This is a genomic window from Sphingomonas sp. CBMAI 2297 (assembly GCF_029870595.1).
Classification (GTDB): domain Bacteria; phylum Pseudomonadota; class Alphaproteobacteria; order Sphingomonadales; family Sphingomonadaceae; genus Sphingomonas.
Window position 1 is genome coordinate 397,205 of sequence record NZ_JAPDIR010000001.1, and the last position, 22,517, is coordinate 419,721.

At 68.5% G+C, this 22,517-nt stretch carries 24 protein-coding genes; 12 read left to right on the forward strand and 12 right to left on the reverse strand.

Features of this window, described 5'->3' with window-relative positions; translation table 11 throughout:
* Positions 1 to 4: 4 nt before the first annotated feature.
* The 6 genes from OMP43_RS02045 to recF all read right to left on the reverse strand — a co-directional run bounded on the left by OMP43_RS02045 (position 5) and on the right by recF (position 7,526).
* Positions 5 to 1,039 (reverse strand): efflux RND transporter periplasmic adaptor subunit, encoded by a 1,035-nt coding sequence (locus OMP43_RS02045; protein WP_280277893.1) that lies wholly within the window; start codon positions 1,037 to 1,039, stop codon positions 5 to 7.
* Positions 1,036 to 2,400: a TolC family protein gene (locus OMP43_RS02050; RefSeq protein WP_280277895.1), complete on the reverse strand. Its 1,365-nt coding sequence runs from the start codon at positions 2,398 to 2,400 to the stop codon at positions 1,036 to 1,038. The genes OMP43_RS02045 and OMP43_RS02050 overlap by 4 nt, the downstream gene beginning before the upstream one ends.
* Before the next feature lie 290 nt (positions 2,401 to 2,690).
* Complete coding sequence (locus OMP43_RS02055; RefSeq protein ID WP_280277897.1) at positions 2,691 to 3,056, reverse strand: hypothetical protein; 366 nt, start codon at positions 3,054 to 3,056, stop codon at positions 2,691 to 2,693.
* A gap of 203 nt (positions 3,057 to 3,259) precedes the next feature.
* Positions 3,260 to 5,800 (reverse strand): DNA topoisomerase (ATP-hydrolyzing) subunit B, encoded by a 2,541-nt coding sequence (gene gyrB / locus OMP43_RS02060; RefSeq protein WP_280277898.1) that lies wholly within the window; start codon positions 5,798 to 5,800, stop codon positions 3,260 to 3,262.
* 61 nt (positions 5,801 to 5,861) lie between these two features.
* The gene (locus tag OMP43_RS02065) at positions 5,862 to 6,383 is read right to left on the reverse strand and encodes an energy transducer TonB (protein ID WP_280277900.1); all 522 of its coding nucleotides are present in this window, start codon (positions 6,381 to 6,383) and stop codon (positions 5,862 to 5,864) included.
* 63 nt (positions 6,384 to 6,446) lie between these two features.
* Positions 6,447 to 7,526 carry a DNA replication/repair protein RecF gene (recF, locus tag OMP43_RS02070; RefSeq protein ID WP_280277901.1) on the reverse strand — a complete coding sequence of 360 codons (1,080 nt, stop codon included), beginning with the start codon at positions 7,524 to 7,526 and terminating at the stop codon, positions 6,447 to 6,449.
* Positions 7,527 to 7,647: 121 nt separating this feature from the next.
* Between recF and OMP43_RS02075 the strand changes: the two genes are divergently transcribed.
* A complete protein-coding gene (locus OMP43_RS02075) occupies positions 7,648 to 8,403 on the forward strand; it encodes a hypothetical protein (RefSeq protein ID WP_280277902.1) in 756 nt (251 codons plus the stop codon).
* Between the two features lie 15 nt (positions 8,404 to 8,418).
* Here OMP43_RS02075 and OMP43_RS02080 read toward each other — a convergent pair whose 3' ends face one another.
* Positions 8,419 to 9,183, reverse strand: coding sequence for a Coq4 family protein (locus OMP43_RS02080; RefSeq protein ID WP_280277903.1), 765 nt, complete (start codon positions 9,181 to 9,183; stop codon positions 8,419 to 8,421).
* Between the two features lie 160 nt (positions 9,184 to 9,343).
* Here OMP43_RS02080 and OMP43_RS02085 point away from each other — a divergent pair, with 160 nt between their 5' ends.
* Together OMP43_RS02085 and OMP43_RS02090 are read left to right on the forward strand one after the other, a co-directional pair.
* On the forward strand, positions 9,344 to 9,562 hold the full coding sequence (locus OMP43_RS02085; RefSeq protein ID WP_280277905.1) for a helix-turn-helix transcriptional regulator: 219 nt from the start codon (positions 9,344 to 9,346) through the stop codon (positions 9,560 to 9,562).
* Positions 9,525 to 10,205, forward strand: coding sequence for a hypothetical protein (locus OMP43_RS02090; protein ID WP_280277906.1), 681 nt, complete (start codon positions 9,525 to 9,527; stop codon positions 10,203 to 10,205). Before OMP43_RS02085 ends, OMP43_RS02090 begins: the two co-directional genes overlap by 38 nt.
* 219 nt (positions 10,206 to 10,424) lie before the next feature.
* Here the strand turns inward: OMP43_RS02090 and dnaN are convergent, their stop codons facing one another.
* Positions 10,425 to 11,537, reverse strand: coding sequence for a DNA polymerase III subunit beta (gene dnaN / locus OMP43_RS02095; protein WP_280277907.1), 1,113 nt, complete (start codon positions 11,535 to 11,537; stop codon positions 10,425 to 10,427).
* A gap of 137 nt (positions 11,538 to 11,674) precedes the next feature.
* Entirely contained in the window at positions 11,675 to 12,283 is a 609-nt protein-coding gene (locus OMP43_RS02100) for a porin family protein (protein WP_280277909.1), read from the reverse strand.
* A 310-nt stretch (positions 12,284 to 12,593) separates the two neighbouring features.
* On the opposite strand from OMP43_RS02100, the gene OMP43_RS02105 reads away from it, so the two are divergent.
* Both OMP43_RS02105 and OMP43_RS02110 read left to right on the forward strand, forming a co-directional pair.
* Entirely contained in the window at positions 12,594 to 13,241 is a 648-nt protein-coding gene (locus OMP43_RS02105; protein WP_280277911.1) for a histidine phosphatase family protein, read from the forward strand.
* On the forward strand, positions 13,238 to 13,699 hold the full coding sequence (locus OMP43_RS02110) for a hypothetical protein (RefSeq protein ID WP_280277912.1): 462 nt from the start codon (positions 13,238 to 13,240) through the stop codon (positions 13,697 to 13,699). Before OMP43_RS02105 ends, OMP43_RS02110 begins: the two co-directional genes overlap by 4 nt.
* 129 nt (positions 13,700 to 13,828) lie before the next feature.
* Here OMP43_RS02110 and OMP43_RS02115 read toward each other — a convergent pair whose 3' ends face one another.
* Both OMP43_RS02115 and OMP43_RS02120 read right to left on the reverse strand, forming a co-directional pair.
* Positions 13,829 to 14,227 carry a DUF4168 domain-containing protein gene (locus OMP43_RS02115; protein ID WP_280277913.1) on the reverse strand — a complete coding sequence of 133 codons (399 nt, stop codon included), beginning with the start codon at positions 14,225 to 14,227 and terminating at the stop codon, positions 13,829 to 13,831.
* A gap of 106 nt (positions 14,228 to 14,333) precedes the next feature.
* Positions 14,334 to 15,212: a LysR family transcriptional regulator gene (locus OMP43_RS02120; RefSeq protein ID WP_280277915.1), complete on the reverse strand. Its 879-nt coding sequence runs from the start codon at positions 15,210 to 15,212 to the stop codon at positions 14,334 to 14,336.
* A 93-nt stretch (positions 15,213 to 15,305) separates the two neighbouring features.
* Between OMP43_RS02120 and OMP43_RS02125 the strand changes: the two genes are divergently transcribed.
* The 7 genes from OMP43_RS02125 to OMP43_RS02155 all read left to right on the forward strand — a co-directional run bounded on the left by OMP43_RS02125 (position 15,306) and on the right by OMP43_RS02155 (position 21,999).
* Entirely contained in the window at positions 15,306 to 16,241 is a 936-nt protein-coding gene (locus tag OMP43_RS02125) for an NAD(P)H-binding protein (protein WP_280277917.1), read from the forward strand.
* Positions 16,242 to 16,269: 28 nt separating this feature from the next.
* Positions 16,270 to 17,505: a 23S rRNA (adenine(2503)-C(2))-methyltransferase RlmN gene (rlmN, locus tag OMP43_RS02130; protein ID WP_280277918.1), complete on the forward strand. Its 1,236-nt coding sequence runs from the start codon at positions 16,270 to 16,272 to the stop codon at positions 17,503 to 17,505.
* Complete coding sequence (locus OMP43_RS02135; RefSeq protein ID WP_280277920.1) at positions 17,502 to 18,404, forward strand: hypothetical protein; 903 nt, start codon at positions 17,502 to 17,504, stop codon at positions 18,402 to 18,404. The genes rlmN and OMP43_RS02135 overlap by 4 nt, the downstream gene beginning before the upstream one ends.
* A 43-nt stretch (positions 18,405 to 18,447) precedes the next feature.
* Complete coding sequence (locus OMP43_RS02140) at positions 18,448 to 19,206, forward strand: sulfite exporter TauE/SafE family protein (protein ID WP_280277921.1); 759 nt, start codon at positions 18,448 to 18,450, stop codon at positions 19,204 to 19,206.
* 17 nt (positions 19,207 to 19,223) lie between these two features.
* Entirely contained in the window at positions 19,224 to 19,913 is a 690-nt protein-coding gene (locus OMP43_RS02145; RefSeq protein WP_280277922.1) for a cytochrome b/b6 domain-containing protein, read from the forward strand.
* Entirely contained in the window at positions 19,910 to 20,647 is a 738-nt protein-coding gene (locus OMP43_RS02150) for a molybdopterin-dependent oxidoreductase (protein WP_280277924.1), read from the forward strand. Before OMP43_RS02145 ends, OMP43_RS02150 begins: the two co-directional genes overlap by 4 nt.
* A gap of 89 nt (positions 20,648 to 20,736) precedes the next feature.
* On the forward strand, positions 20,737 to 21,999 hold the full coding sequence (locus OMP43_RS02155) for a cyclopropane-fatty-acyl-phospholipid synthase family protein (RefSeq protein ID WP_280277925.1): 1,263 nt from the start codon (positions 20,737 to 20,739) through the stop codon (positions 21,997 to 21,999).
* On the opposite strand, the gene OMP43_RS02160 is transcribed toward OMP43_RS02155, so the two are convergent.
* Positions 21,987 to 22,406 (reverse strand): DUF1801 domain-containing protein, encoded by a 420-nt coding sequence (locus OMP43_RS02160; protein WP_280277926.1) that lies wholly within the window; start codon positions 22,404 to 22,406, stop codon positions 21,987 to 21,989. The two genes, OMP43_RS02155 and OMP43_RS02160, sit on opposite strands and share 13 nt — an antisense overlap.
* Between the last annotated feature and the right edge of the window lie 111 nt (positions 22,407 to 22,517).

A 22,517-nucleotide genomic window follows, 5' to 3' on the forward strand; every position in this document is an offset into this window, starting at 1 on the left:
CCGGTCAGGCCGGCCAGTCGAACAGCACGGTCATGCCCGGCCGCAGCCCCTCGACCGGGGCGACCGGCACCACGCGCACCTCGAAGCTCTTGATGTCGAACCCGGTCGATTGCCGCGTCGCGCGCCAGGTGGCGAAGTCCCCGGCCGGCGCGGTGTAGATCACGCGGAAGCGCGCCCGCTTGTTGGCCAAAGCGGGGATCGCGCCCGCCAGCTCCTTGCCGCGCGCCAGCCCGCGCAGCTGGTCCTCGCGCACGTTGAGCGTCACCCAGGGGTGGGCGGTGTCGGTCAGCATGAACACCGGGAAGCCCTGCGGCACCAGCTCGCCCGGCTGGGCCAGCCGCTTGCCGACCTCGCCATCGGCCGGCGCCGTCACTCGTGTCTCGTCGGCGGCGGCCTGCACTTCCGCCACCGCGCCGCGCGCCTGCTGCACCTGGCCGGTCGCCGCCGCCTTGTCCTGCCGCCGCGCCCCGGCCAGCGCGAGATCATATTGCGCGCGCGCCGCCTTGGCCTGTTCGGCGGAAGCGACTGCGTTGGTTCGCGCCTCGTCCGCCTTCTGCCCGGCGATCACGCCCTGCTCGTAGAGCCGCTGGGTGCGCGCGGAAGTGGTGCGGGCCAGCTCGGCGGCGGCCTGTGCCCGGCGCCACTGCGCCTCGGCCGCGCGGATGTCCTCCGGCCGGGCGCCTTCGTCCGCCTTGCTCTCCACCGCCTGCGCCGCCGCCAGCGCCCCGCCCGCCTGTTCCGACTTGGCGGCGACTTCCGGGCTGTCGAGCGTGTAGAGCAATTGCCCGGCCTTTACCGGCTGCCCCTCCTCGACATGGAAAGCGCCGATGCGGCCGGTGACCTTGCTGGTGATCCGCATCTCGCGCGCATCGACCATGCCCTGGATCTGGTCCGGCGCGGGGCGATAGGCCAGCCACAGGCCGAGCGCGAGCAGCACGGCCACCACCAGCCCGGCGACCAGCGCGACGGGAAAGCGCCTGGCGGGGGCGGGAGCGGGCGCCGGCGCGGGGGCTTCGTCCTCGATCGCGGTATCGGTCATGGGATCACCTTGTCGGCCCGGGCGAGATAATCGGGCATGCGGGCCATCTGGCCGCTCAGGCTGAGCAGCTGGGCGAGCGCCTGGACATAGTCGTTGGCCGCCTGGGCGCGCTGGACGCGGGCGCGGCCGAGTCCGAGCTGCGCGTCGATCACGTCGAGCGACGTGACCTGCTGCTCGCGGAACGAGAGCGTCTGCAGCCGCAGATTCTCGGTGGCCGAGGCAAGCGCGCTGTCGAGCAGCAGGAAGCGCCTGCGCGCCGCCTCCGTCTCGCCCCATGCCTTGGCCACGCCGATCTCGAGCTGGGTGCGCGCCTCGCGCAGGCCGGCCTCGGCCTGCGCCACCGTCGCGCGCGCGGCCTCCACCTGCTGCTGGCGGCCGGCGCCCGACATGAGCTTGTATTTCAGGCCGACGCCCACCGACCAGTCCGGATCGGTGAGCAGCGAATTGCGCGTGTCGAAATTATACTGGCCGAAGCCATAGATGGTCGGCCGCAGCTTCGACTGCTGGAGCGTCACCCCGGCGCGCGCCTGATCCTCCAGCGCCTGCAGCCGGGCGAGCTGGGGATGGGCATAGAGCGCGGCGGCCTTGAAGCTCTCGAGCGGCTCCAGCGGCTGCGAATTGACGCCGAGCGGGCTGAGCGGATGCACGCCGGCCGGCGCGCGGAGCATGCCGGCGAGCGCGGCATTGGCGGTGCCCAGGTCCGATATCGCCTTTTCATATTCGCGCGCGGCATCGTCGCGCGCCACTTCCGCCTGCAGGCGTTGCGCGCGGCTGATGAAGCGCGCCTGTTCGAGCTTCACCGCGTCGGCGACATGGCGGTTGAGCCCGTCGAGCACGTCGCGGCGGATGCCCAGTGCCCGCTCGGCGAGCTGCTGGCCATAATAGGCCTGGACCAGCTGAACGAGCGCATTGTCCACCGCGAGGTCGCGATCGGCCTTGGCCTGGGCCACCTGGGCGCGGGCGCCGGCCCGGGTCCCGGAGATCTGGCCTCCGGTGTAGAAGGGCAGGGTGGCGGTGACGATCGGCCGGGCGCTCGTCCGCTCCTGCCGGAACTTCAGCGGATCGCGGATGCCGAAGGATTCCGCCACCGGCGCCAGCGATCCGAGCGGCAGATAGAGCGTCTTCTGATATTCGAGCAGCTGCGCCTCGACGTCCACGTCCGGCCGGCCGAGCGTGCGGGTGGCGCCTTCCTGCGCCTCCTTGCCGCGCAGATTGGCGGCGGCGGCCTCGATCGCGTCGGAGCGCTGGAGCGGCCTGTCCTGCGCCGAGCGATAGTCCAGCCCCAGCGGTTCGGAAGTTTGCGCGAAGACGGGCGATGCACAGGAAAGCGTAGATAGCAGCGACAACGCCAGGATGCGCATCGACAGAACTCCCGTCACGCCATGCGCGAATGATCGCGATCATACTGCTTTTGTAAAGGGCGATTTCCCGCGTTTGGGTCCATTACGGTCGGCGATGGGCGGGCTGGGGTGCGAACTCGGACAAGGTTTCGATTCCCCGCGCCATCCCCTTTTTCTCCGCCATCCGCGCGGGGGAAGCCGGTCACCGCGCGATAGAGACGCTCGACGGGACTGCCATCGCGGGAACGGATCATGTCGCCGCTTCGGGCTGGGCGACGCCGCCCGGATGCCCTCGGAACCCGCCTCTCATATCATCTGCAAGGGCGGCCAATTCCCTCTTTCCCCACCAGGCGCAGTATCTGGGCGCCCGATTTGATGGCGGTAACCCCTCGCGCCAATGAATATTCGAACGAGATGCTGCCTCCGCCCGGGGAGTATTTGCAGGAGAACGCGATTGCGCCCGAGGATGATGCGGAGTGCTTCGTGCACTGCAGATGGTCTTTCTCCCAGGCGTTCTTTCGGCGCAGGTCCCTGTCGATGTAGATGAACCGTTCGATGAACAGGTTGCCTCCACCCCTGCCGACGGCAAGCGTGTTACTGCCGTCTCCATCCAGGCTGGCGGGAGGTTCGTCATGAACGACGACGTAAGGGTCGTGCGGGTCGAACGTGAATGTCATCGCCTCTTTGCTCGATGCATATCGGATCGGGCCAGGGGTCGAGCATTGCAGGTTCAACCGTTCGGCGCCCGAACATCCCTGCAGGGCAACCAGGATCGCAATAGCTATGTACCGCGTGCCTGCCGACCCGCAGCCTTGCGACGTCCTATTCGCAGCCCTTTGGGGTGAAATTGGCAGTGTTTTGAGCGTCCTACACCCCCAGCCTATACGTCGAGATTGGCGACGCTCAGCGCATTCTCCTGGATGAACTCGCGGCGCGGCTCCACCACGTCGCCCATCAGGCGCGTGAAGATCTCGTCCGCCACATCGGCCTGGTCGACCTGGACGACGAGCATCGAGCGATTGGCCGGATCGAGCGTGGTCTCCCAGAGCTGCTCCGCGTTCATCTCGCCAAGGCCCTTGTAGCGCTGGATCGACAGGCCCTTGCGGCCCGAGGCCAGGATCGCGTCGAGCAGCTCGCTCGGCCGCGCCACCAGCGTTTCGCCCTTGGCGGCGGCGACCAGTTCCTCGCCCTCTTCCGCGGCCGGTGCCGCTTCCTCGGGCGCGGCGGTCTTGGCCGGCACCAGCTTGGCGAGCGCGCCGTAGCTGGCCGCCTGCTCGGCGGCGAGCGCGTGGAGCTTGCGGCCCTCGGCCGACGTCAGGAATGCCGCCTCGATGACGTGGTGGTCGGTCACGCCGCGCCACAGCCGCTCGAAATGGAAGCCGCCCTCGTCGGTGACGCGGGCCGACCAGCGCGCATCCTCGTCGGTCTGGTCGAGCCGGCGGGTGACCGCGCCCAGCCGCTCGGCGCGCTGCTCGCGGCTCGCTTCGGGATCGAATGCGCCGGCCAGCGCCAGCGCCTCGACGATGTCGGGCGCGTAGCGGCGCGGCACATAGCGCATCAGGGTGCGCATGCGCCGGGCATGATCGACCAGCCTGATCAGCTCGTCGCCGAAGATCGGGCCTTCATTGGTCTCCAGCCGGGTCGCGCCCACGCCCGCCTCGACCAGATACTGGTCGAGCGCGGCATCGTCCTTGAGATATACTTCGCTGCGGCCCTTGGTCGCCTTGTAGAGCGGCGGCTGGGCGATGTAGAGATGCCCGGCCTGGATGATCTCGGGCATCTGCCGGTAGAAGAAGGTGAGCAGCAGCGTGCGGATGTGCGCGCCGTCCACGTCCGCGTCCGTCATGATGACGATCTTGTGGTAGCGCAGCTTCTCCAGGTTGAAGTCGTCGCGGCCGATGCCGGTGCCCATCGCCTGGATCAGCGTGCCGATCTCGCGGCTCGACAGCATCCGGTCGAAGCGCGCGCGCTCGACATTCAGGATCTTGCCGCGCAGCGGCAGGATCGCCTGGAAATGCCGGTCGCGGCCCTGCTTGGCCGAGCCGCCGGCCGAGTCACCCTCGACCAGGAACAGCTCGGACTTGGCCGGATCGCGCTCCTGGCAGTCGGCGAGCTTGCCGGGCAGCGACGCGATGTCCATCACGCCCTTGCGCCGGGTGAGCTCGCGCGCCTTCTTCGCCGCCTCGCGCGCCGCCGCCGCGTCGATCACCTTCTGGATGATCATGCGGGCGTTGGCGGGGTTCTCCTCCAGATACTCGGCCAGCTTGTCGGCCATCAGGCTCTCGAGCGGCTGGCGCACTTCGGACGAGACCAGCTTGTCCTTGGTCTGCGAGCTGAACTTCGGATCGGGCAGCTTGACCGAGACGATCGCGGTGAGGCCCTCGCGCATGTCGTCGCCGGTGAGCGTCACCTTCTCCTTCTTCAGCATGCCGCTCTTGTCGGCATAGTTGTTGATGGTGCGGGTCAGCGCCGCGCGGAACGCCGCCAGGTGGGTGCCGCCGTCCCGCTGCGGGATGTTGTTGGTGAAGCAGAGGACATTCTCGTAATAGCTGTCGTTCCACTCCAGCGCGACATCGATGGTCACGTCGTCGCGGGTGCCGGCGATCGCCACGGGATCGGGCATCAGCGGCTGCTTGTTGCGGTCCAGCCACTTCACGAACGCGGCGATGCCGCCCTCGTAATAGAGCTCGACCTCCTTGACCTCCTCGTGCCGCGCGTCGCGCAGGAACAGGCGCACGCCGGAGTTCAGGAAGGCCAGCTCGCGATAGCGATGCTCGAGCTTCTCGAAGTCATATTCGATCTGGTTCTTGAAGGTGCCGCCATCGCCGGGAGCCTTCTCGGTCGAGGCGAGGAAGGTCACGCGCGTGCCCTTCTTGCCCTCCGGCGCGGTGCCGATCACCTTCAGCGGCGCCGTCGCGTCGCCATAGGCGAAGCGCATGTAATGCTCCTCGCCGTCGCGCCAGATGTTGAGGTCGAGCCACTCGGACAGCGCGTTCACCACCGACACGCCCACGCCGTGCAGGCCGCCCGACACCTTATAGGCATTGTCGTCGCTGGTGTTCTCGAACTTGCCGCCGGCATGGAGCTGGGTCATGATGACCTCGGCCGCCGAGACGCCTTCCTCGGGATGGATGCCGGTGGGAATGCCGCGGCCATTGTCCTCGACCGAGACCGAGCCGTCGGCGTTCAGCTGGATGATGATCTTGTCGCAGTGGCCGGCCAGCGCCTCGTCGATCGCATTGTCCGAGACCTCGAATACCATGTGGTGGAGGCCCGAACCGTCGTCGGTGTCGCCGATGTACATGCCGGGGCGCTTGCGCACCGCGTCCAGGCCCTTGAGGACCTTGATCGAGTCTGCGCCGTAGCTGTTCTGGTTCGGAGTATTTTCGGGAGTGGTGTCGTCGGTTGCCATGCCCAGCATATAGGAATTGGCGTCACGAAACGGAAGCAAAATAGGGGGCGCGGCGGCCCCCTAGGCGCGTCTACTCGCTGTCATATGCGAAGGTGGCGATCGCGGCTGCGTGGACCGGCTTGCCCTGGAAGCTGGCCGGGGTGAAGCGCGCGCGCTTCAGCATCGCGGCACAGGCGGCGACATCGAGCTTGGCGATGCCGCTGCTGTGCTGGACCATGCAGTCCGTCGCCACGCCGCGCTCGTCGATTTCGTAGACGATGGTCACGCTGCCCGACTTGTGCTCCGGAATCGACGCGGCGGGATAGTCGGCGGACGGAAACCATTCCTCGGACGACCCCTTGGCCAGCGCCGGGGTGATCGCCGTCGGCACGCCGCGGGCGGCGAGGGCGGCGCAGGCCGCCTTCACCTTGGTCGCATCGGTGGCGGGATCGAGCGGCACACAGGAAATGATCCGGTTCTTCCGGTCGGTCGCCACGGCATAGGCGGCGCCTTCATGGCGCATCGCCGGCCAGGCGCGCAGCTTTTCGGCGGATGCGCCCGGTGCTGGCGCGAGCACCGCCGCAGCGGCACCGAGCATGAACAATGCCGGCATGATCCCCGTCTCCTTCCCCGTTGTGGGCGGAAGAGTGCGGAAGAAGTGCCCCGGCGTCCAGCCCTATTCCGCGAGCAGCGTGCCGTCGGCGACGCGGTAGCGCGTGGCGCCGCCGGGCACCGCGGCGAACAGCGCCGGCTCGGTGCCTGTCATCCACACCTGTCCGCGGCCTTCCAGCCGGGCGAACAGCGCGGCGCGGCGGCCGGGATCGAGATGGGCGGCGACTTCGTCGAGCAGCAGGATCGGCGCCCGCCCGGCGCGTTCGGCGACCAGCTCGGCATGGGCGAGCACCAGCCCGAGCAGGAGCGCCTTCTGCTCGCCGGTCGAGCAGAGATGCGCCGCCTGGTTCTTGCCGAGATGGGTGACGAGCAGGTCGGCGCGGTGCGGGCCGGTCAGCGTGCGCCCCGCCGCCGCGTCCCGCCGGCGGCCGGCGGCGAGCGCGCGGGCCAGCGCGTCCGCATCGCCCCGCCAGCCTTCCAGTGCCAGGCCGGCGCGCGCGAACGGCCCCTCGGGCTGCGTCGCGAGCCGTTCCGCGAGCGCGGACACGGCGGCGTGCCGGGCGGCGTCAAGGGCGGCGCCATGCTCCGCCATGCGCGCCTCGAGCGCGGCGAGCCAGTCCGGATCCGGCGCGGCATCGTCGGCGAGCAGGCGGTTGCGCTCGCGCATCGCCGCTTCATAGCGTGTCGAATGATGGGCATGGCCCGGGGCGAGGGCGAGGGTGAGCCGGTCGAGGAACCGCCGCCGCTCACCCGCGGCATCGACGAACAGCCGGTCCATCGCCGGGGTCAGCCACAGCACGCTCACCCATTCGGCGAGCGAGGTGGCGGCGGCGGTGGCGCCATTGATCCGTACCAGGCGGCGCTCGGGCGCGCCGGCCTGGGTGCCGGTGCCGATGTCGATGCCGCCGGACTCCGGGCCCAGCCGCGCGGCGACGCCGAACCCGCCGCTGCCGCCCTGGCGCGCCATCTCGGCGAGCGGCGCGCGGCGCAGTCCCCGGCCCGGCGCCAGCAGCGACAGCGCTTCGAGTACATTGGTCTTGCCCGCGCCATTCTCGCCGCTCAGCACCACGAAGCCGGGGCCGGGCGCGAGCAGGGCGTCTTCATGGTTGCGGAAATCGGTGAGGACGAGGCGGGATACGGCCATTATCCGCCGATAGCCGATCGCGCGGCGGGGATCACCTGCCCGTATGCATCGTCATGCCGTGCTTGCCGCCGGACGGCGCTTGCCCGATGATCGGGTGTCCGCATCCTCGGGGAAACAACATATGATGCTTGGTGCCAGGCTGTTCCTTGCCGCGCTGCTCGCGCTCGCGCCCTTGCCCGCGCTGGCCGACGTGACCGCGCGCTATGGCCTGGACGGCGACAAGGAACTGGTCGTGGAAGCGGCCGAAGGCGGGAATTCCCGCGTCGAGCTGCCCGGCAAGTTCGCGATCATCCGCCGCGACGGTGCCGACTATGTCGTGCTGTACGGGAAGACCGGGCCCAAGGTCTTCGAGCTCCAGGCGATGGTCGTGCTGATGAAGGCCATGCTGCCCAAGGCCGCGGCGGCGGAAGCGGGGAAGACCCGGTTCGTGGCGGAACCGGGGCCCGCCACCGCCGTGGTGGCCGGGCGTACCGGCTCGACCTGGCTGCTGCGGATGCTCGAGGGGCCGGAGCGGGACCGCAAGGGTCATGTCGAGATCGTGATGAGCAGCGATGCGCAGCTGGCGCCGATCGGACGGACCGTTGCCCGTGCCGCTGAAGTCGCGCTCGATTTCATGGCCGGCTTCATTCCCGAATCGACTCAGTTCGGCGCTGCCGCGCGGGATATTCTCGCCAAGGGTACGCCGCTCCGCATCCAGCCGGTCGATGCCGGGAAGCCGGGCAAGGCGGTGCTCGCGCTCCGTTCGGTGGACACCGCGACGATCGATCCGAAGCATTTCGAGCTGCCCGCGCCGGTCGTGCCGGCCGAGGAAGTCTTCGGCGCGATGGGCGGGCTGGCGCAGCCCGGCGCCGGCGGCAAGATCGGGGATCTGCCCTGAACGGGCAGGCAGGGATCAGATGCCCTTCAGGCCGGCTGCCGCCAGGCTGGCCTGGGCGGCCCGGTACCGCACCGGATCACCGATGCCGAGGCGGCGGCGCACCTGGTCGAGCGGCTCGGCGAGCAGCGTCTCGTAATCTTCGCCGTGCAGCCATTCGGCGCGCTTGCCGTGGCGATAGCCCTCGATCACCGCGCGGAAGAAATCGAGCTTGCGGGTGATGCGGATGCTCTTCAGCGCCGCGCCCATCCCGATGAAACCCCAGCCGAGCCCACCGGTCTGCGCATAGGAGAAGGCGACCAGGCAGGCCTCGCCCAGATGCTCGTCGGCCTGATAGCCGGTGATCACGTGCCACAGGTCGTGGATGTCGCGCTCGCGCCGGCCCATCCAGGCATAGGGATGCTGGATATCGGCATTCTGGAACGCGCCCTCGGCCATGCTGACGGCCACCAGCCCGTCCGCCGAAAAGCCGGTGCGGTCGAGGAAGTTGCGATAGGCGGCGCCGACAGTGCCTTCGGCGAAGCCGTCGATCCAGGCGCGGTCGGACAGCTTCTCGGCCATCTCGACATGCTGGAAGGCGATGCGCCCGCCATTGGGCATGGTCAGCAGCTTGCGATAGCTCCTCTGCGTCGCATCGCCGTTCAGCGCGCGCATGATGCGGAAGACCTGCTCGGTATCGTCACCATTGGCGAGCAGCCGCCCGAGCGCGCGGAACGCGGTGCCCCATTCCCGCTTCATCGGGATGCCGGGGTTGAAGATCTGCGGCGCGGGTTGCGTGGCCATGGAAGCGAATCCCTTACTGACAATAGTGTCAATATAGGAGTCGGGGCGGGAAATCAACCTCACCCGCCGGTTTTCGCGTGCACCTGACAAGAGCTCTTGACAATCACTGCGGAAATGACAAGAATTCTTGTCATATGGTACAGAGTTCTGGACAGCGCGAATGAAGAACCGGCTGCGCGTGCTGCGGGCCGAGGCCGGACTGAGCCAGGGCGAGCTGGCCGGGCTGCTCGGCGTGTCGCGCCAGACGATCAACGCGGTCGAGACCGACAAATATGACCCCAGCCTGCCGCTGGCGATGCGGCTGTCGAAGATTTTCGGAGTGCCTATCGATGCCATTTTCCTTGACGACTGGACCCCGCCCGAACGCATCCCCGGCTGATTCCCGCACCCGCCGGCTGCTGATACGGCTCGCCATCGCCCTGACCGGCGGCCTCATCGTCGGCTATCCCGCCGGCTATCTCCTCGGAAAGCTGCACCTGGGCGACTGGCTGGCCGGCATGCCGGGTGAGGACCTGGCATCGCTCGCGGTCGCGGCCGCGCTGTTGTTCCTCGGCCTGTTCGCCATCGTCGCCGCCTCGAACGTCGCGCTCTATCGGCGCCTGGCAGCCAATTACGAGGCGGGCGATCCGCTCGATCGCGGGACGTTGCGCTATCTTCGGCTCAGCGGGGTGATCATGGTCCTCGCCGGCCTGCTGCTGCTCGCGCCGCCCCTGGCAGCGCATCTCGGCCTGGCCGGCAATGCGGCGATTGCGGTGGCGGTGGGGATCGGCCTGCTGCTCGCCGTGCAGAACTGGCTCAACATCAAGGTGGTGCGCGACAGCGACGAGCTCAGCCGCGCGTCGGTGGCCGAGGCTTCGGCCGTGAGCTTCTGGCTGCTCCAGGGCGGGCTGTTCGGCTGGGCCGCGCTGGTCAAGCTCGGGCTCGTCCAGGCCGTCAGCATGTGGACGATGGTGATCATCGTCATGGCCGTGTACCTGGTGGTGTCGATCGTGTCGGGCGTGCGCCGCGGGCTGTTCGCCTAGGCCGAGAACCCGGATAATTCATTGATTTATCTGGAGGCCAGGCTTTCCTTCCGTCATCCCCGCGAAGGCGGGAACCCATCTCCCGGACGCGCCGCAAGCTTTACCGGCATATTGGCAGAGCGCGTACGAGATGGATCCCCGCCTTCGCGGGGATGACGGTTGCGGGAATAGGAGTGCCAAACCCCAAGCGCGCCCGAAGGCATGGATGCCGGTGCGGGATCAGACCCGCATCGGCATCAGCACGTAGAGCGCCGGCGACTTGTCGTTCTCGCGGATCAGCGTCGGCGCCGCGGCGTCGGCCAGATGGACTTCCACCGAATCGCCTTCGATCTGGTTGAGGATGTCCATCAGGTAGCGGCTGTTGAAGCCGATCTCGAAGCCCTGGGCGGCATAGTCGCCCGGCACTTCCTCGGCCGCCGCGCCATTCTCCGGGCTGGTGACCGAAAGGATCACCTTGTCGCGCTCCAGCGCCATCTTGACCGCGCGGGTCTTCTCGGTCGCGATGGTCGAGACGCGGTCGACGCCCTCCATGAAGCTCTTCGGATCGAGCTTGAGCAGCTTGTCGTTCGCGGTCGGGATGACGCGGGTATAGTCAGGGAAGGTGCCGTCGATCAGCTTCGAGGTGAGGATCGCCTGGCCCAGGTCGAAGCGAATCTTCGAGCCCGAGAGCGATACGCCGATCGAGCCGTCCACTTCCTCGAGCAGCTTGCGCAGCTCGCCCACGCACTTGCGCGGGATGATCACGCCCGGCATCGCATCGGCGCCGTCCGGCCGCGCCACGGTGACGCGGGCAAGGCGGTGGCCGTCGGTCGCGGCGGCGCGCAGCACCGGCGTCGCCTCGTCCACCACGTGCAGATAGATGCCGTTGAGATAATAGCGCGTCTCTTCGGTCGAGATGGCGAAGCGCGTCTTGTCGATGATCTGCTTCAGCGTCTCGGCCGGCAGCTCGAACACCGTCGGCAGCTCGCCCTCGGCGATCATCGGGAAATCGTCGCGTGGCAGCGTCGACAGCGTGAAGCGCGCACGGCCGGCATTGACGGTGATCCGCCCCTCGGCGGCCGACAGCTCCACCTGCGCGCCCTCGGGCAGCTTGCGGACGATGTCGAACAAGGTGTGCGCCGGCACGGTGATCGCACCGGGCTGGTCGACTGCCGCTGCAATCGTCTCGTCGATCTGCAGGTCGAGGTCGGTCGCCATCAGGCGCAGCGCGCCGCCGCCCTGTGCCTCGATCAGCACGTTGGACAGGATGGGGATCGTGTTGCGCCGCTCGACCACGGACTGGACGTGGCTCAAGCCCCTCAACAGAGTTGCGCGTTCGATCGTCGCCTTCATCAAGAACCCCCGGGGCATGTGTCGCCCGAATCTAACCCGGTACCGGGACTTTTCCGACCTTTACCCTTAACGGCAAAAAGGGCCGGAGCAAGCGCCCCGGCCCTATAGTTCACACCTAAAATACGCAGCTAAGGCTGTCAGAAGCGCACGCCGACGCCGGCGAGCACCTGGTGGCGCTTGGCATCGATGCCGGCATTGTCGTCATTGTACTTCGAGTAGCGATACTCGCCCTTCAGATAGACCTTGTCGTTCAGCTTCATCTCGGCGCCCGCGCCCAGACGCCAGCCATCGGCATTGTCCGAGGTGCGGATGTTGGTCGTGCCCGAGACGTAGCGGCTGTCGAACTTGGCGTTGGTATAGCCGCCCTTGGCATAGATCAGCGTGTTGCCGCCGACCGTGAAGCCGACGCGCGCGCCGACATAGAGGTCGCGGCCGGTGCTGATGCGGGCACGGTCGCCGGCGACGAGCACGCTGGTGTCGGTGCGCTTGGCGGTGGAGCCGGTGGCTTCGCCCTCGACGCCGAACACGGCGTTGCCGGCCTGGAAGTCATAGCCGATCTGGCCGCCATAGAGCACGCCGTCGGCGCCCTTGACGCCGCTGCCCGACGGCTTGACGTGATCCCAGCCGACCACAGCCTCGGCGCGCGGGCCGGTGAAGCCCGAATCGGTGCTCTGCGCGAAGGCAGGGGCGGCGAAGGCCGAGCCGGCGAGAAGCGCTGCGGCGGCGGCGATGAACTTGGTACGCATAACTGAACTCCTTGGGTACGCACCCGCGCTGCAAAGCGCGGGCGGGGAGATCAACCCGGCGCGAGGGACGCCGTTTCATGAACCCCCGATAAACAGAAAAAAGCGTGGCTTATCCGCAACAGTTGCGATGGCTGGCCACGCTTGGCCGTTGACGGCGACAATGTCCCCGCAATGGTCACTCCCTCTTATCGTTCTGCCCGCGAACGGGCTGGTGTCCTATTGGGATAGCGCACCTGATCCCCCGCTGAACGAAAGGGGGCGCAAATTGGGCACTTGCCTTTCTCTTGCCGCCAAGGCTTGTGCGGGGCCGATGACGAGCAAGCGCAAAGGCCGCGATTTCATCGCCCGCCACGGCGAGACCGTGTTCAACCTTGCCCGGCGAATGCAGGGCGATCATCCGCACACGCCGCTGACGCGGGCCGGCTTCGCCCAGGCCGACGCGATGGGCGCGGCGCTGCGCGAGATATTGGGGCCCCGGCCCAGGCTCACCCTCTGGTCGTCGAGCGCGGGGCGCGCGCTGCAGACGCTGGCGATCATCGCCGAGCATCTCGAGCTCGACTGGCACCAGGCGCATCGCGACGACCGGCTGGTCGAGATCGGCATGGGCGCATGGAGCGGGCGCTATTATGCCGACCTGATGGCCGAGGTGCCGGGCTTCCTCGATCTGGAGCACGGGCTCTACACCCGACCGCCGCCGGGCGGCGAATGGTATGACGGCATCGCGGAGCGCGTCTCGTCCTGGCTCGCCGACACCGATGACGATCCGGGCGACCGGCTGGTGATCATGCACGGCATGTCGAGCCGCGTCCTGCGCGGGGTGATGACCGGGCTGCCGGTGCAGCCGCGCTTCGCCGCGCCGGTGGCGCCCGACCTGCCCCAGGGCTCGATCGTGCGGATCGAGCATGGCGTGGAGACCGTGGTGCATACCGGCACCGGGCGCGGCGCCGCGCCGGCATGAGCGGGTTGATGTTCCTGCTGCTGCTCGCCCAGACACGCGTGCCGCTCGGCACGTTCGAGGGCTGGGGGGCGTTTCGCGATCCCTCCCCGTTACGCTGCTTCGCCATTGCCCGGCCGGTGGAGAAGCATGCGAACGCGCAGCCCTTCGCCAGCGTGGCGACCTGGCCGCGCGACGCGGTGCGCAACCAGCTGCACATAAGATTGAGCCGCGCGCGCGCGCCCGACGCGCGCGTGACGCTCTCGATCGGAGAGCGCCGCTTCGAGCTGCAGGCGGGGGACGCCGATGCCTGGGCGCCCGATGCGCGCACCGACGCCGCGATCGTCGCGGCGATGCGTGCGGGGCGGAGCATGAGCGTGGAGACGATGGGCGCGAACGGCGCGCCTTTTGCCGACAGCTATGCCCTGCGTGGCGCGGCGACCGCGATCGACGCCGCCGCGCTCGGTTGCGCGGGGCGGTAAGCCGAATCGACTGGCGGCCCCGGCGCGCCTTCTCCTCCTTCGTCATGCTGAAACAAGTTCAGGGTGACGGGTAGAATATGCCGAGGCGGACCGCCGCCTGTCGACGCGGTCCGCCTCATCGTCCAACCCTTATGGCTGCTTCGCCGCCGGTGCGCCGCCCGATGCGGCCAGCTTCGCGCTGGCTGCCGCCTGGATGCGCTTGTTGAGCGCGGTGTCGGTCTGCATGGCCTGGCCGATCGCGTTGAAACGCTCGGGGGTCAGGCCCGCGGCGGTGGCGGCGGCGGCCATCTTGGTGCCCTTGTCGGCCTCGGGGGTGGCGGTGTCCTTGCGGATCTTGTCGATCTCGAGCGCCGCGGTGGCGAACTGGCCGACTTCGGCCTCGCTCACCGGCCCGGCCGCCTGTGGCGCGGCGGGTGCCGGAGCCGTCTGGGCCGGATCGGCGGGGGTGGTCTGCGGCGCGGTCTGGGCCAGCGCGGCCGGGGCGATGGCCAGCGTCGCGCCGGCGAGGATGGTACCGAAGAGATTCATTACTGCACTCCAAAAAACGCAACCAACTCACCCCCTTGAACGCAAGGCTGCGGTGCGCGGACGCAACAGGACAAGCCGAACGCGGTGCGTCGTGGCTCCGCCGGGGTTAACCGAGATAGGCCTTCAGGCCGGCGACGAGCGCGTCGAACACGGTGCGCACGCGGGCCAGGCCGCGCAGATCCTCGTGGCAGACCACCCAGGTCTCAAGGTCGAACCGGAAGTCGGGCAGCAGCCGGACCAGCCCGTCGCGCCGGCCGATCGGCACCTGGCAGATGCCGATGCCCAGCCCCGCCCGGATGGCGGCGAGCTGGGCATGGTCGCTGTCGCTGCGAAAGCCCAGCTCGCCGAGCTTCACGGGAAAACCCGCCGCCTGCACCGCGCGCAGCGTGGGCGAATCGCTCTGGGGTCCGATCAGCCGGTGGCCGGCGAGATCGGCGAAGCGGACCGGGTGCGGCCGGCCGGCAAGATAGTCCGGATGCGCGTGCACCCCGAGCGGCACCGCGCCGATGCGCCGCGCAACCAGCGCTTCCTGCCGCGGCGGCACCATCCGAACGGCCACATCGGCCTCACGGCGCAGCACGTCCTCATTGCGGTTGCTCGGGCTCAGCTCGATCACCAGGCGCGGATATCGCCGGGCAAGGGTGGCGAGGACCGGCGGCAGCGCCTCCACCGCGATCACTTCGCTGGCGGTGACGCGCACCGTGCCGGCAATCTCGTCGGGCGCCGCCGAGGCGGTGCGGACGAATGCGTCGGAAGCGAGCGCCATGGCGCGGGCATGCTCGTGCAACGCCTGACCCCGCTCCGTGGGGGTGAGCCCGCCGGGGGAGCGCGTGAACAGCGGCGTGCCCAGCGCCGTCTCGAGCGCTTCGATCCGCGTCCGAACCGTCGGCTGCGCAAGATTCAGCCGACGCGCCGCGCCGGACAGGCTGCCGGTCTCGAGCACCGCCAGAAAGGCGCGCTGCTGCTCCCAGTCGATCGGGTTCATCAAATTCCTGTATACGGACTGCAAAGGTTAGGCAATTTTCTGCCAGTTCGACTCTCTCCATAGCTGGTGACGCAAGTGGTGATGGAGATGAGAATGTCTGGAATTGCATTGGTACTGGGCGCTACCGGAGGGGTGGGCGGCGAGACGGCGCGGGCGCTGCTCGCCCGGGGGTGGCAGGTGCGCGGGCTGGTCCGCCAGATCCTCCCTGGGCTCGACCCCCGGATCGACTGGCGCGAGGGCGACGCAATGATCCGCGGCGACGTGCTGGCCGCGGCCGAGGGCGCGAACGCGCTGATCCATGCGGTGAACCCGCCCGGCTATCGCGAATGGGACAAGCGGGTGCTGCCGATGCTGGAGAACAGCATCGAGGCGGCCTGGGCCAACGACGCCCGCCTCGCGCTGCCGGGCACGATCTATAATTACGACCCCGCCGAGACCCCAGTCGCCCGGCCCGATTCGCCGCAGGAGCCGGGCACCCGGAAAGGCGCGATCCGCAAGGCGATGGAGGCGCGGATCGCCGAATCCGGGGTGCGCGCGCTGATCCTGCGCGCGGGCGACTATTATGGACCGCGGCCGGGCAACAGCTGGCTCTCGCAGGGGATGATCACCCCGGGCAAGCCGGTGACGCGCGTGACCAATCCGGGGCGGCGGGGCACGGGACATGCCTGGGCCTATCTGCCCGATGTCGGCGAGACTTTCGCCCGGCTGCTCGATCGCGAGGCGGAATTGCCGCGCTTCGCCCGCTTCCATTTCGCCGGCCATTGGGACCCGGACGGCAGCGGCTTCCCGGCGGCGATCGCAGCGGCGGCGGGCGGCAAGGCGAAGCATGTCCGCCTGCCCTGGGCGCTACTGCCGCTCGCCGCGCCGTTCAATCCCACCCTGCGCGAGCTGATCGAGATGCGCCCCTTCTGGAACCACCCCGTGCGCCTCGACAATCGCGAGCTGGTGGCCTTTCTGGGCGAGGAGCCGCACACCGGGCTGGTCGAATCGCTGCGGACCAGCCTCGAGGCGCTGGGGTCACTGGAATAATCGTGCGAGATCGACTATGTGCGCGGTCATGCAGACAGCTTCGGCCGCGCCCTCGCCCGTTCACGGGCACATCGAGCCTATGCCCATTCCCGGGCACATCGACCCCGTGCCCGTGCCCCGCCCCGCGGTGGCGCGCGAGGATGGCCGCATCGACCTGATCGGCCTCGCGCGCGAACAGCTTCGCGCGGTGCTCGCCGATGCCGGGCTGGAGCCGAAACAGGCCAAGCTGCGCGCCAAGCAGATCTGGCACTGGATCTACAATCGCGGCGCGACCGATTTCGCGGCGATGACCGACATCGCCAAGGCGCAGCACCCCTGGCTCGCCGAGCGCTTCGTGATCGGCCGCCCCGAGGTGGTGGAGGCGCAGGTCTCCACCGACGGCACGCGCAAATGGCTGCTCCGCTCGGCGGACGGCCAGGACTATGAGATGGTCTTCATCCCCGATGCGGACCGCGGCACGCTCTGCGTCTCCAGCCAGGTGGGCTGCACGCTCAACTGCCGCTTCTGCCACACCGGCACGATGCGGCTGGTGCGCAACCTGACCGCGGGCGAGATCGTCAGCCAGGTGATGCTGGCCCGCGATGCGCTGGGCGAATGGCCGAGCCAGCCCGAGGGCCGCATGCTCACCAACATCGTGATGATGGGCATGGGCGAGCCGCTCTACAATTTCGACAATGTCCGCGACGGGCTGGCGATCGTGATGGACGGCGACGGGCTCGCGCTCTCCAAGCGCCGCATCACCCTGTCGACCAGCGGCGTGGTGCCGATGATGGCGCGCGCCGGCGAGGAGATCGGCGTGAACCTGGCGGTGTCGCTCCACGCGATCACCAAGGAAGTGCGCGACGAGATCGTGCCGCTCAACCGGAAATACGGGATCGAGGAGCTGCTCCAGGCCTGTGCCGATTATCCGGGGGCCAACAATGCCCGGCGCATCACCTTCGAATATGTGATGCTGAAGGACAAGAACGACAGCGACGCCGATGCCCGCGAGCTGGTCCGCCTGCTCAAGAAGTACAGGCTGCCGGCCAAGGTGAACCTGATCCCCTTCAACCCCTGGCCCGGCGCGCCGTACGAATGCTCGGCGCCGGAACGGATCCGGGCGTTCAGCAACATCGTGTTCGAGGCGGGCATCTCCGCGCCCGTCCGCACGCCGCGCGGGCGCGACATCGATGCCGCCTGCGGCCAGCTCAAGACCGCGGCCGAGAAGAAGAGCCGCGCCCAGATGGACCGCGAGGCCGAGGAGAAGATGGCGGCGCTGGGGTGAGCCTGTCCCTGGAATCGGCGCTGGCGGAACTGTGTGGGCTCCAGGCCACGCTCAACCAGCTTGCCGCCGAAGCCCAGGAGGTGGAGGAGGGCGACGAGGTCGAGTGGCTTGCCCAGCGCCTGCTCGAGCCGGACCATTGCACGCGCCTGTCAGTCGCCAACCTCGGCGGCGCGCTGGCGGTGGACTATCGCGGCTCGGAATATGAGGGCTGGGGCGAATTCCTCGATTTGCTCGGTCAGCCGGGTATCGCGCGCCACATCGTCCAGCTGCGTGTTTCCGGGCCGGACGAAGGCACCAACGGCCTGAAGGAATGGGATTTTGCCTCGCTGATTGCGGCCCGGCCCGATTTCTCGGGGTTGCGCGCCTTCCAACTGGCGATCTCCGATCCGGGCGATCACAATCAGGCCCGCGTGGCCGAAGACCAACTCCCCGCGCTGATCGAGCGCATGCCGGCGCTCCGTACGCTCGAATTGCCCCAAGCACCCGAGCCCGGCTTCTTCGCGCTCGACCTGCCTCAGCTGAAATGCATCCGCACCGGCGGCGACTGGCGCACGCGCGGGTTCATCGGCCACCTCGCCGAAGCGACTCGGCTGCCGGCACTGGGCTTCGTCGACTTCACCGATTCGAGCGCTCCCTTCCTGTCGCTAAACCCGGCCGAGACGCCCGAATGGGATTCGACATCCTTCGCCGATTATGCGCGGCTGTTTCGTTCGCCGGTGCTGGAGCGCGCCTGGGGCATCCGCCTGCGCAATGCCCGGCTCACCGAGTCGGAATATCATGCGCTGGCGGCGATTCGGCCGAAATGCCAGTTCAGCGTCGTGATCGAGCCGCCGCACGTCTATGTGTCACACTGGGAGAGCACCAACTTCCCCTATCGCCACCTGCTGCCCTTCGGCTGAGAAACTCCTCGACAAGCGCGGGGCGTGCCGGGATTTAGGGGCCGTGATCGATCCCGCCACCCTGATCCTCTCCGCCGTCGCCGGCATGCTCGGGGGCGTGATGAACGCGCTGGCGGGCGGCGGCACCTTCGCGACGCTGCCGGCGCTGATCGCGCTCGGCCTGCCCTCGAACATCGCCAATGCGACTTCCAACGTCGCGCTGCTGCCGGGCGCGGGCGCGAGCGCCTGGGAATATCGCGACGAGCTGGCGCCGGTGGGCGGCCTGTCGGTGCGGGCGCTCGCCGGGATCACCTTTGCCGGCGGGCTGGTCGGCAGCATGCTGCTCGTGCTCACGCCGACCCGGGCGTTCGACATGATCATTCCCTGGCTGCTGCTCTTCGCCTTCGTCGTGATGGCGTTCGGCCGCCGCGCCTCGGACTGGCTGCACGCCCGGGTGACCATCGGGACGCGCACCCTCGTCACCGCGCAGAGCCTGCTCGGCATCTATGGCGGCTATTTCGGCGGCGGAGTGGGGCTGATCACCACCGCGGTCTATGGCCTGCTCGCCGGCGCCGACCCGCGCTCGCTCTTCTCGATCCGCACGCTGATGCTGGCGGTCGCCAATTTCGCGGCGGCGCTGGTCTTCATCGGGATCGGCATGGTGCGCTGGTGGGCCTGCCTGCCGATGCTCGCCGGCGGGATCCTGGGCGGCTGGCTGGGCGCGCGGATCGGAAAGCGGCTCTCGCACCGGATGGTGCGGGCCTGGACGCTGCTCGTCACCGGCGGCACCACCATCGTGTTCTTCGTGCGCGCCTATGGATGATCGGCTAATATAGGGCCATGCAGGTCTATCGCCACCGGCTGGTCACGCGCATCTGGCACTGGATCAACGCGCTCGCCGTGCTGGTGATGATCCCCAGCGGGCTGATGATCTTCAACGCGCATCCGCGCCTCTACTGGGGCAATTACGGCGCGAATTTCGACCATGCCTGGCTCAGCCTGCCGCGCTGGCCCGGCTGGCTGACCCTGCCATCAACCTACGACCTGGCCGGCGCCCGGCACTGGCATCTGTTCTTCGCGCTGGTGCTGGCCTTCTCGCTGCTGGTCTATCTGCCCTGGAGCCTGGCCAACCGGCACCTTCAGCGCGACCTGCGCTTCCGCCGCGACGAGCTCACCGCCGCGCACCTGGCCGAGGATCTTCGGGCGCATTGGGAGATGCGCTTCCACGATCCGGAGGACCCGCGCGCGTACAATCTCTTCCAGAAGGCGAGCTACGCCTTCGTGCTGTTCGTACTGCTGCCGCTGCTGATCTTCACCGGCCTGGCGCTGGCACCGGGCATGTGGCCCTGGCTGGCCGACCTGTTCGGCGGCCGGCAATCGGCGCGCTCGCTCCATTTCATCGCGATGGCGCTGCTGACCGGTTTCCTGGTGGCGCACCTCGCCCTGGTGATCCTGGCCGGCCCGGTGAACGAGGTCCGCTCGATGATCACCGGCTGGTGGAAATCGCCCGAAGCGGAGCCGGAGGAATGATCACCCGGCGCGGCCTGATCGTCACCGGCGGCGCGACGCTGCTCACCGGCTGCGACGCGTGGAGCGGCAGCCCGGTGCTGCTGAGCGCCGAGGAAGCGCATCGCTATCTCCAGCGTTCGATCACCGGCCGCGCCGCGCTCGCCCGCGAGTTCCGCCCGGAGCAGCGCAGCCCGCGCTTCCGGACGAACGGCACCGCCAATCCCGATACGCCCGAATATGCCGCGCTCGCCGCCGGCCGCTTCGCCGACTGGCGGCTGCAGGTGGGCGGACTGGTGCGCCAGCCGCTCTCGCTCAGCCTCGCCCAGCTGCGGGCGCTGCCCCAGCGTGCGCAGATCACCCGGCACGATTGCGTCGAGGGCTGGAGCGCGATCGGCAAATGGCAGGGGCCGCGGCTGGAGACGATCCTCCAGCGCGCCGGGCTGCGCGACGGCGCGCGCTACATCGTCTTCCACTGCGCCGATGTGTTCGGCCGGCGCCGGATCCCCTATTACGAATCGATCGACCTAGTCGATGCCTTCCACCCCCAGACGATCCTCGCCTGGGCGATGAACGACGCGCCGCTCGGCATCGGGCACGGCGCGCCGCTGCGCCTCCGGGTCGAGCGCCAGCTCGGCTACAAGCACGCGAAATATGTGATGCGGATCGAGGCGGTGGCGAGCCTGGCCGGGATCGGGGCCGGCAAGGGCGGCTTCTGGGAGGATATCGCCGGCTATGAATGGTATGCCGGCATCTGATTTCGCAGCTGCGGAAATATTGCGGAAATCGCGCACTTCCCTAATGTGGTTACCGGGGGGCTGTTACATCGGGTGGTGGTGACGGCTTAATGGCGTTGATCGATCGTTTTTTCGCACGCGCAGTCAGGCGCGGACAACTTACCGTCATCCACGCGGATGGCACCCGGCGCAGCTTCGGCGAAGCCGATCCGGCGCTCAAGCCGGTAACGATCCGTTTCGGAGCAGGCGCGGCGCGGCGCATCCTGCGCGATCCGTCGCTGGGCGCGGCCGAGGCGTTCATGGACGGCGGCATCGAGATCGAGCAGGGCGAGATCCTCGACCTGCTGACCCTGTTCGCGTCGAACAACCGCTGGGAAGACAATGATTCGGTGCTCTTCCCCAGCGCGTTCAAAAAGGCGATCGACGCCGTGATGTTCCGGCTCGGCCGGATCAACATGGAGCGCCGTTCGAAGCGGAACGTCGCGCATCACTACGACCTGTCGGGCAAGCTCTACGATCTCTTCCTCGATACCGACCGGCAATATAGCTGCGCCTATTTCAGCGAGGCCGGCATCAGCCTCGAACAGGCCCAGCTCGACAAGAAGGCGCACATCGTCGCCAAGCTGGCGCTGAAGCCGGGCATGAAGGTGCTCGACATCGGCTGCGGCTGGGGCGGCATGGCGCTCTACATCCACCAGAAGACGGGCGCCGAAGTGCTGGGCGTCACCCTGTCGGAGGAGCAGCTCAAGGTCGCCCGCCAGCGCGCGCTCGATGCCGGCGTGGCGGACAAGGTGAAGTTCGAGCTGATCGACTATCGCCACGTCACCGGCCAGTTCGACCGGATCGTCTCGGTCGGCATGTTCGAGCATGTCGGCACGCCGCACTACCGCACCTTCTTCCGCAAGGTGCGCGAGCTGCTGACGCCCGAGGGCGTGATGCTGCTCCACACCATCGGCAGGGCGGGCGGCCCCGGCGTCACCGATGCCTTCACGCTCAAGTACATCTTCCCCGGCGGCTATATCCCGGCGCTCTCCGAGATCGCCCAGGGCTATGAGGGGCTGCGCTATTTCATGACCGATGTGGAGGTGCTGCGCCTCCATTATGCCGAGACGCTCAAGCACTGGTACGCGCGCACCGTCGCGGCGCGCGACGCGATCGTCGGCCTGTACGACGAGCGTTTCTATCGCATGTGGTGCTTCTACCTGGCGGGGTGCCATGTGAGCTTCCAATATGGCGGGCTGGTCAACTACCAGCTCCAATTCTCGCGCTCGCGCGACGCGCTGCCGCTGACCCGCGACTATATGTTCGAGGCGGAACGGGCCCTGCGCGAGCCGCACAAGGTGACGCTGCGCCAGGCCGGTCAGGCCGGGTAGGCGGCGTCCATCCGCGCGATCTTGGCACGGACGATCTCCTCGAGCACGTCCGCGTCCACATCGGCCAGCCGCTTGACGTAGAGACAGCCCTTGCCGGTCCTGTGCCTGCCGAGCCGGCTCAGGACTTCGCTCTGATCGGCATTGCCGTCGAGCAGGTAGAGGACCAGCTCGGCCTTGCGGGGCGAGAAGCCGATCCGGCACATCTCGCCGGTGCGGCCGCTGTCATAGGTGTAGCGATAGCTGCCGAAGCCGATGATCGAGGGTCCCCACATCTTCGGCGGCTCGCCGGTCAATCGCGCCATCATCGCGCAGACCGCCTCGGCGTCCGCGCGGCGCGCCTCGTCCGGCACGGCGGCGACGAAATCCGCGACGCTGACCTCGGTCGCCTTGGTCTTGAGCTCGGCCATCTGCCTCTCCCGAGTCGGTGCGGGGGAGCATGCCCCAGCCACGGAACTTGCGGAAGCGGCCCCGCGCCCCTAAGGCGCACGCCGTTTCCCCGCACATCCTTTGGAGTCGCC

Bases quoted from the DNA above. Each gene is read 5' to 3' on its own strand.
- OMP43_RS02110 (WP_280277912.1), top strand. From the start codon at position 13,238: ATGAGCGGGTTGATGTTCCTGCTGCTGCTCGCCCAGACACGCGTGCCG.
- OMP43_RS02125 (WP_280277917.1), top strand. From the start codon at position 15,306: ATGTCTGGAATTGCATTGGTACTGGGCGCTACCGGAGGGGTGGGCGGC.
- OMP43_RS02145 (WP_280277922.1), top strand. From the start codon at position 19,224: ATGCAGGTCTATCGCCACCGGCTGGTCACGCGCATCTGGCACTGGATC.
- OMP43_RS02045 (WP_280277893.1), bottom strand. From the start codon at position 1,039: ATGACCGATACCGCGATCGAGGACGAAGCCCCCGCGCCGGCGCCCGCT.
- OMP43_RS02150 (WP_280277924.1), top strand. From the start codon at position 19,910: ATGATCACCCGGCGCGGCCTGATCGTCACCGGCGGCGCGACGCTGCTC.
- OMP43_RS02155 (WP_280277925.1), top strand. From the start codon at position 20,737: ATGGCGTTGATCGATCGTTTTTTCGCACGCGCAGTCAGGCGCGGACAA.
- rlmN (WP_280277918.1), top strand. From the start codon at position 16,270: ATGCAGACAGCTTCGGCCGCGCCCTCGCCCGTTCACGGGCACATCGAG.
- OMP43_RS02050 (WP_280277895.1), bottom strand. From the start codon at position 2,400: ATGCGCATCCTGGCGTTGTCGCTGCTATCTACGCTTTCCTGTGCATCG.
- dnaN (WP_280277907.1), bottom strand. From the start codon at position 11,537: ATGAAGGCGACGATCGAACGCGCAACTCTGTTGAGGGGCTTGAGCCAC.
- OMP43_RS02055 (WP_280277897.1), bottom strand. From the start codon at position 3,056: ATGACATTCACGTTCGACCCGCACGACCCTTACGTCGTCGTTCATGAC.
- OMP43_RS02160 (WP_280277926.1), bottom strand. From the start codon at position 22,406: ATGGCCGAGCTCAAGACCAAGGCGACCGAGGTCAGCGTCGCGGATTTC.
- OMP43_RS02105 (WP_280277911.1), top strand. From the start codon at position 12,594: ATGACGAGCAAGCGCAAAGGCCGCGATTTCATCGCCCGCCACGGCGAG.
- OMP43_RS02080 (WP_280277903.1), bottom strand. From the start codon at position 9,183: ATGGCCACGCAACCCGCGCCGCAGATCTTCAACCCCGGCATCCCGATG.
- OMP43_RS02100 (WP_280277909.1), bottom strand. From the start codon at position 12,283: ATGCGTACCAAGTTCATCGCCGCCGCCGCAGCGCTTCTCGCCGGCTCG.
- OMP43_RS02075 (WP_280277902.1), top strand. From the start codon at position 7,648: ATGATGCTTGGTGCCAGGCTGTTCCTTGCCGCGCTGCTCGCGCTCGCG.
- recF (WP_280277901.1), bottom strand. From the start codon at position 7,526: ATGGCCGTATCCCGCCTCGTCCTCACCGATTTCCGCAACCATGAAGAC.
- OMP43_RS02085 (WP_280277905.1), top strand. From the start codon at position 9,344: ATGAAGAACCGGCTGCGCGTGCTGCGGGCCGAGGCCGGACTGAGCCAG.
- OMP43_RS02065 (WP_280277900.1), bottom strand. From the start codon at position 6,383: ATGCCGGCATTGTTCATGCTCGGTGCCGCTGCGGCGGTGCTCGCGCCA.
- gyrB (WP_280277898.1), bottom strand. From the start codon at position 5,800: ATGCTGGGCATGGCAACCGACGACACCACTCCCGAAAATACTCCGAAC.
- OMP43_RS02120 (WP_280277915.1), bottom strand. From the start codon at position 15,212: ATGAACCCGATCGACTGGGAGCAGCAGCGCGCCTTTCTGGCGGTGCTC.
- OMP43_RS02115 (WP_280277913.1), bottom strand. From the start codon at position 14,227: ATGAATCTCTTCGGTACCATCCTCGCCGGCGCGACGCTGGCCATCGCC.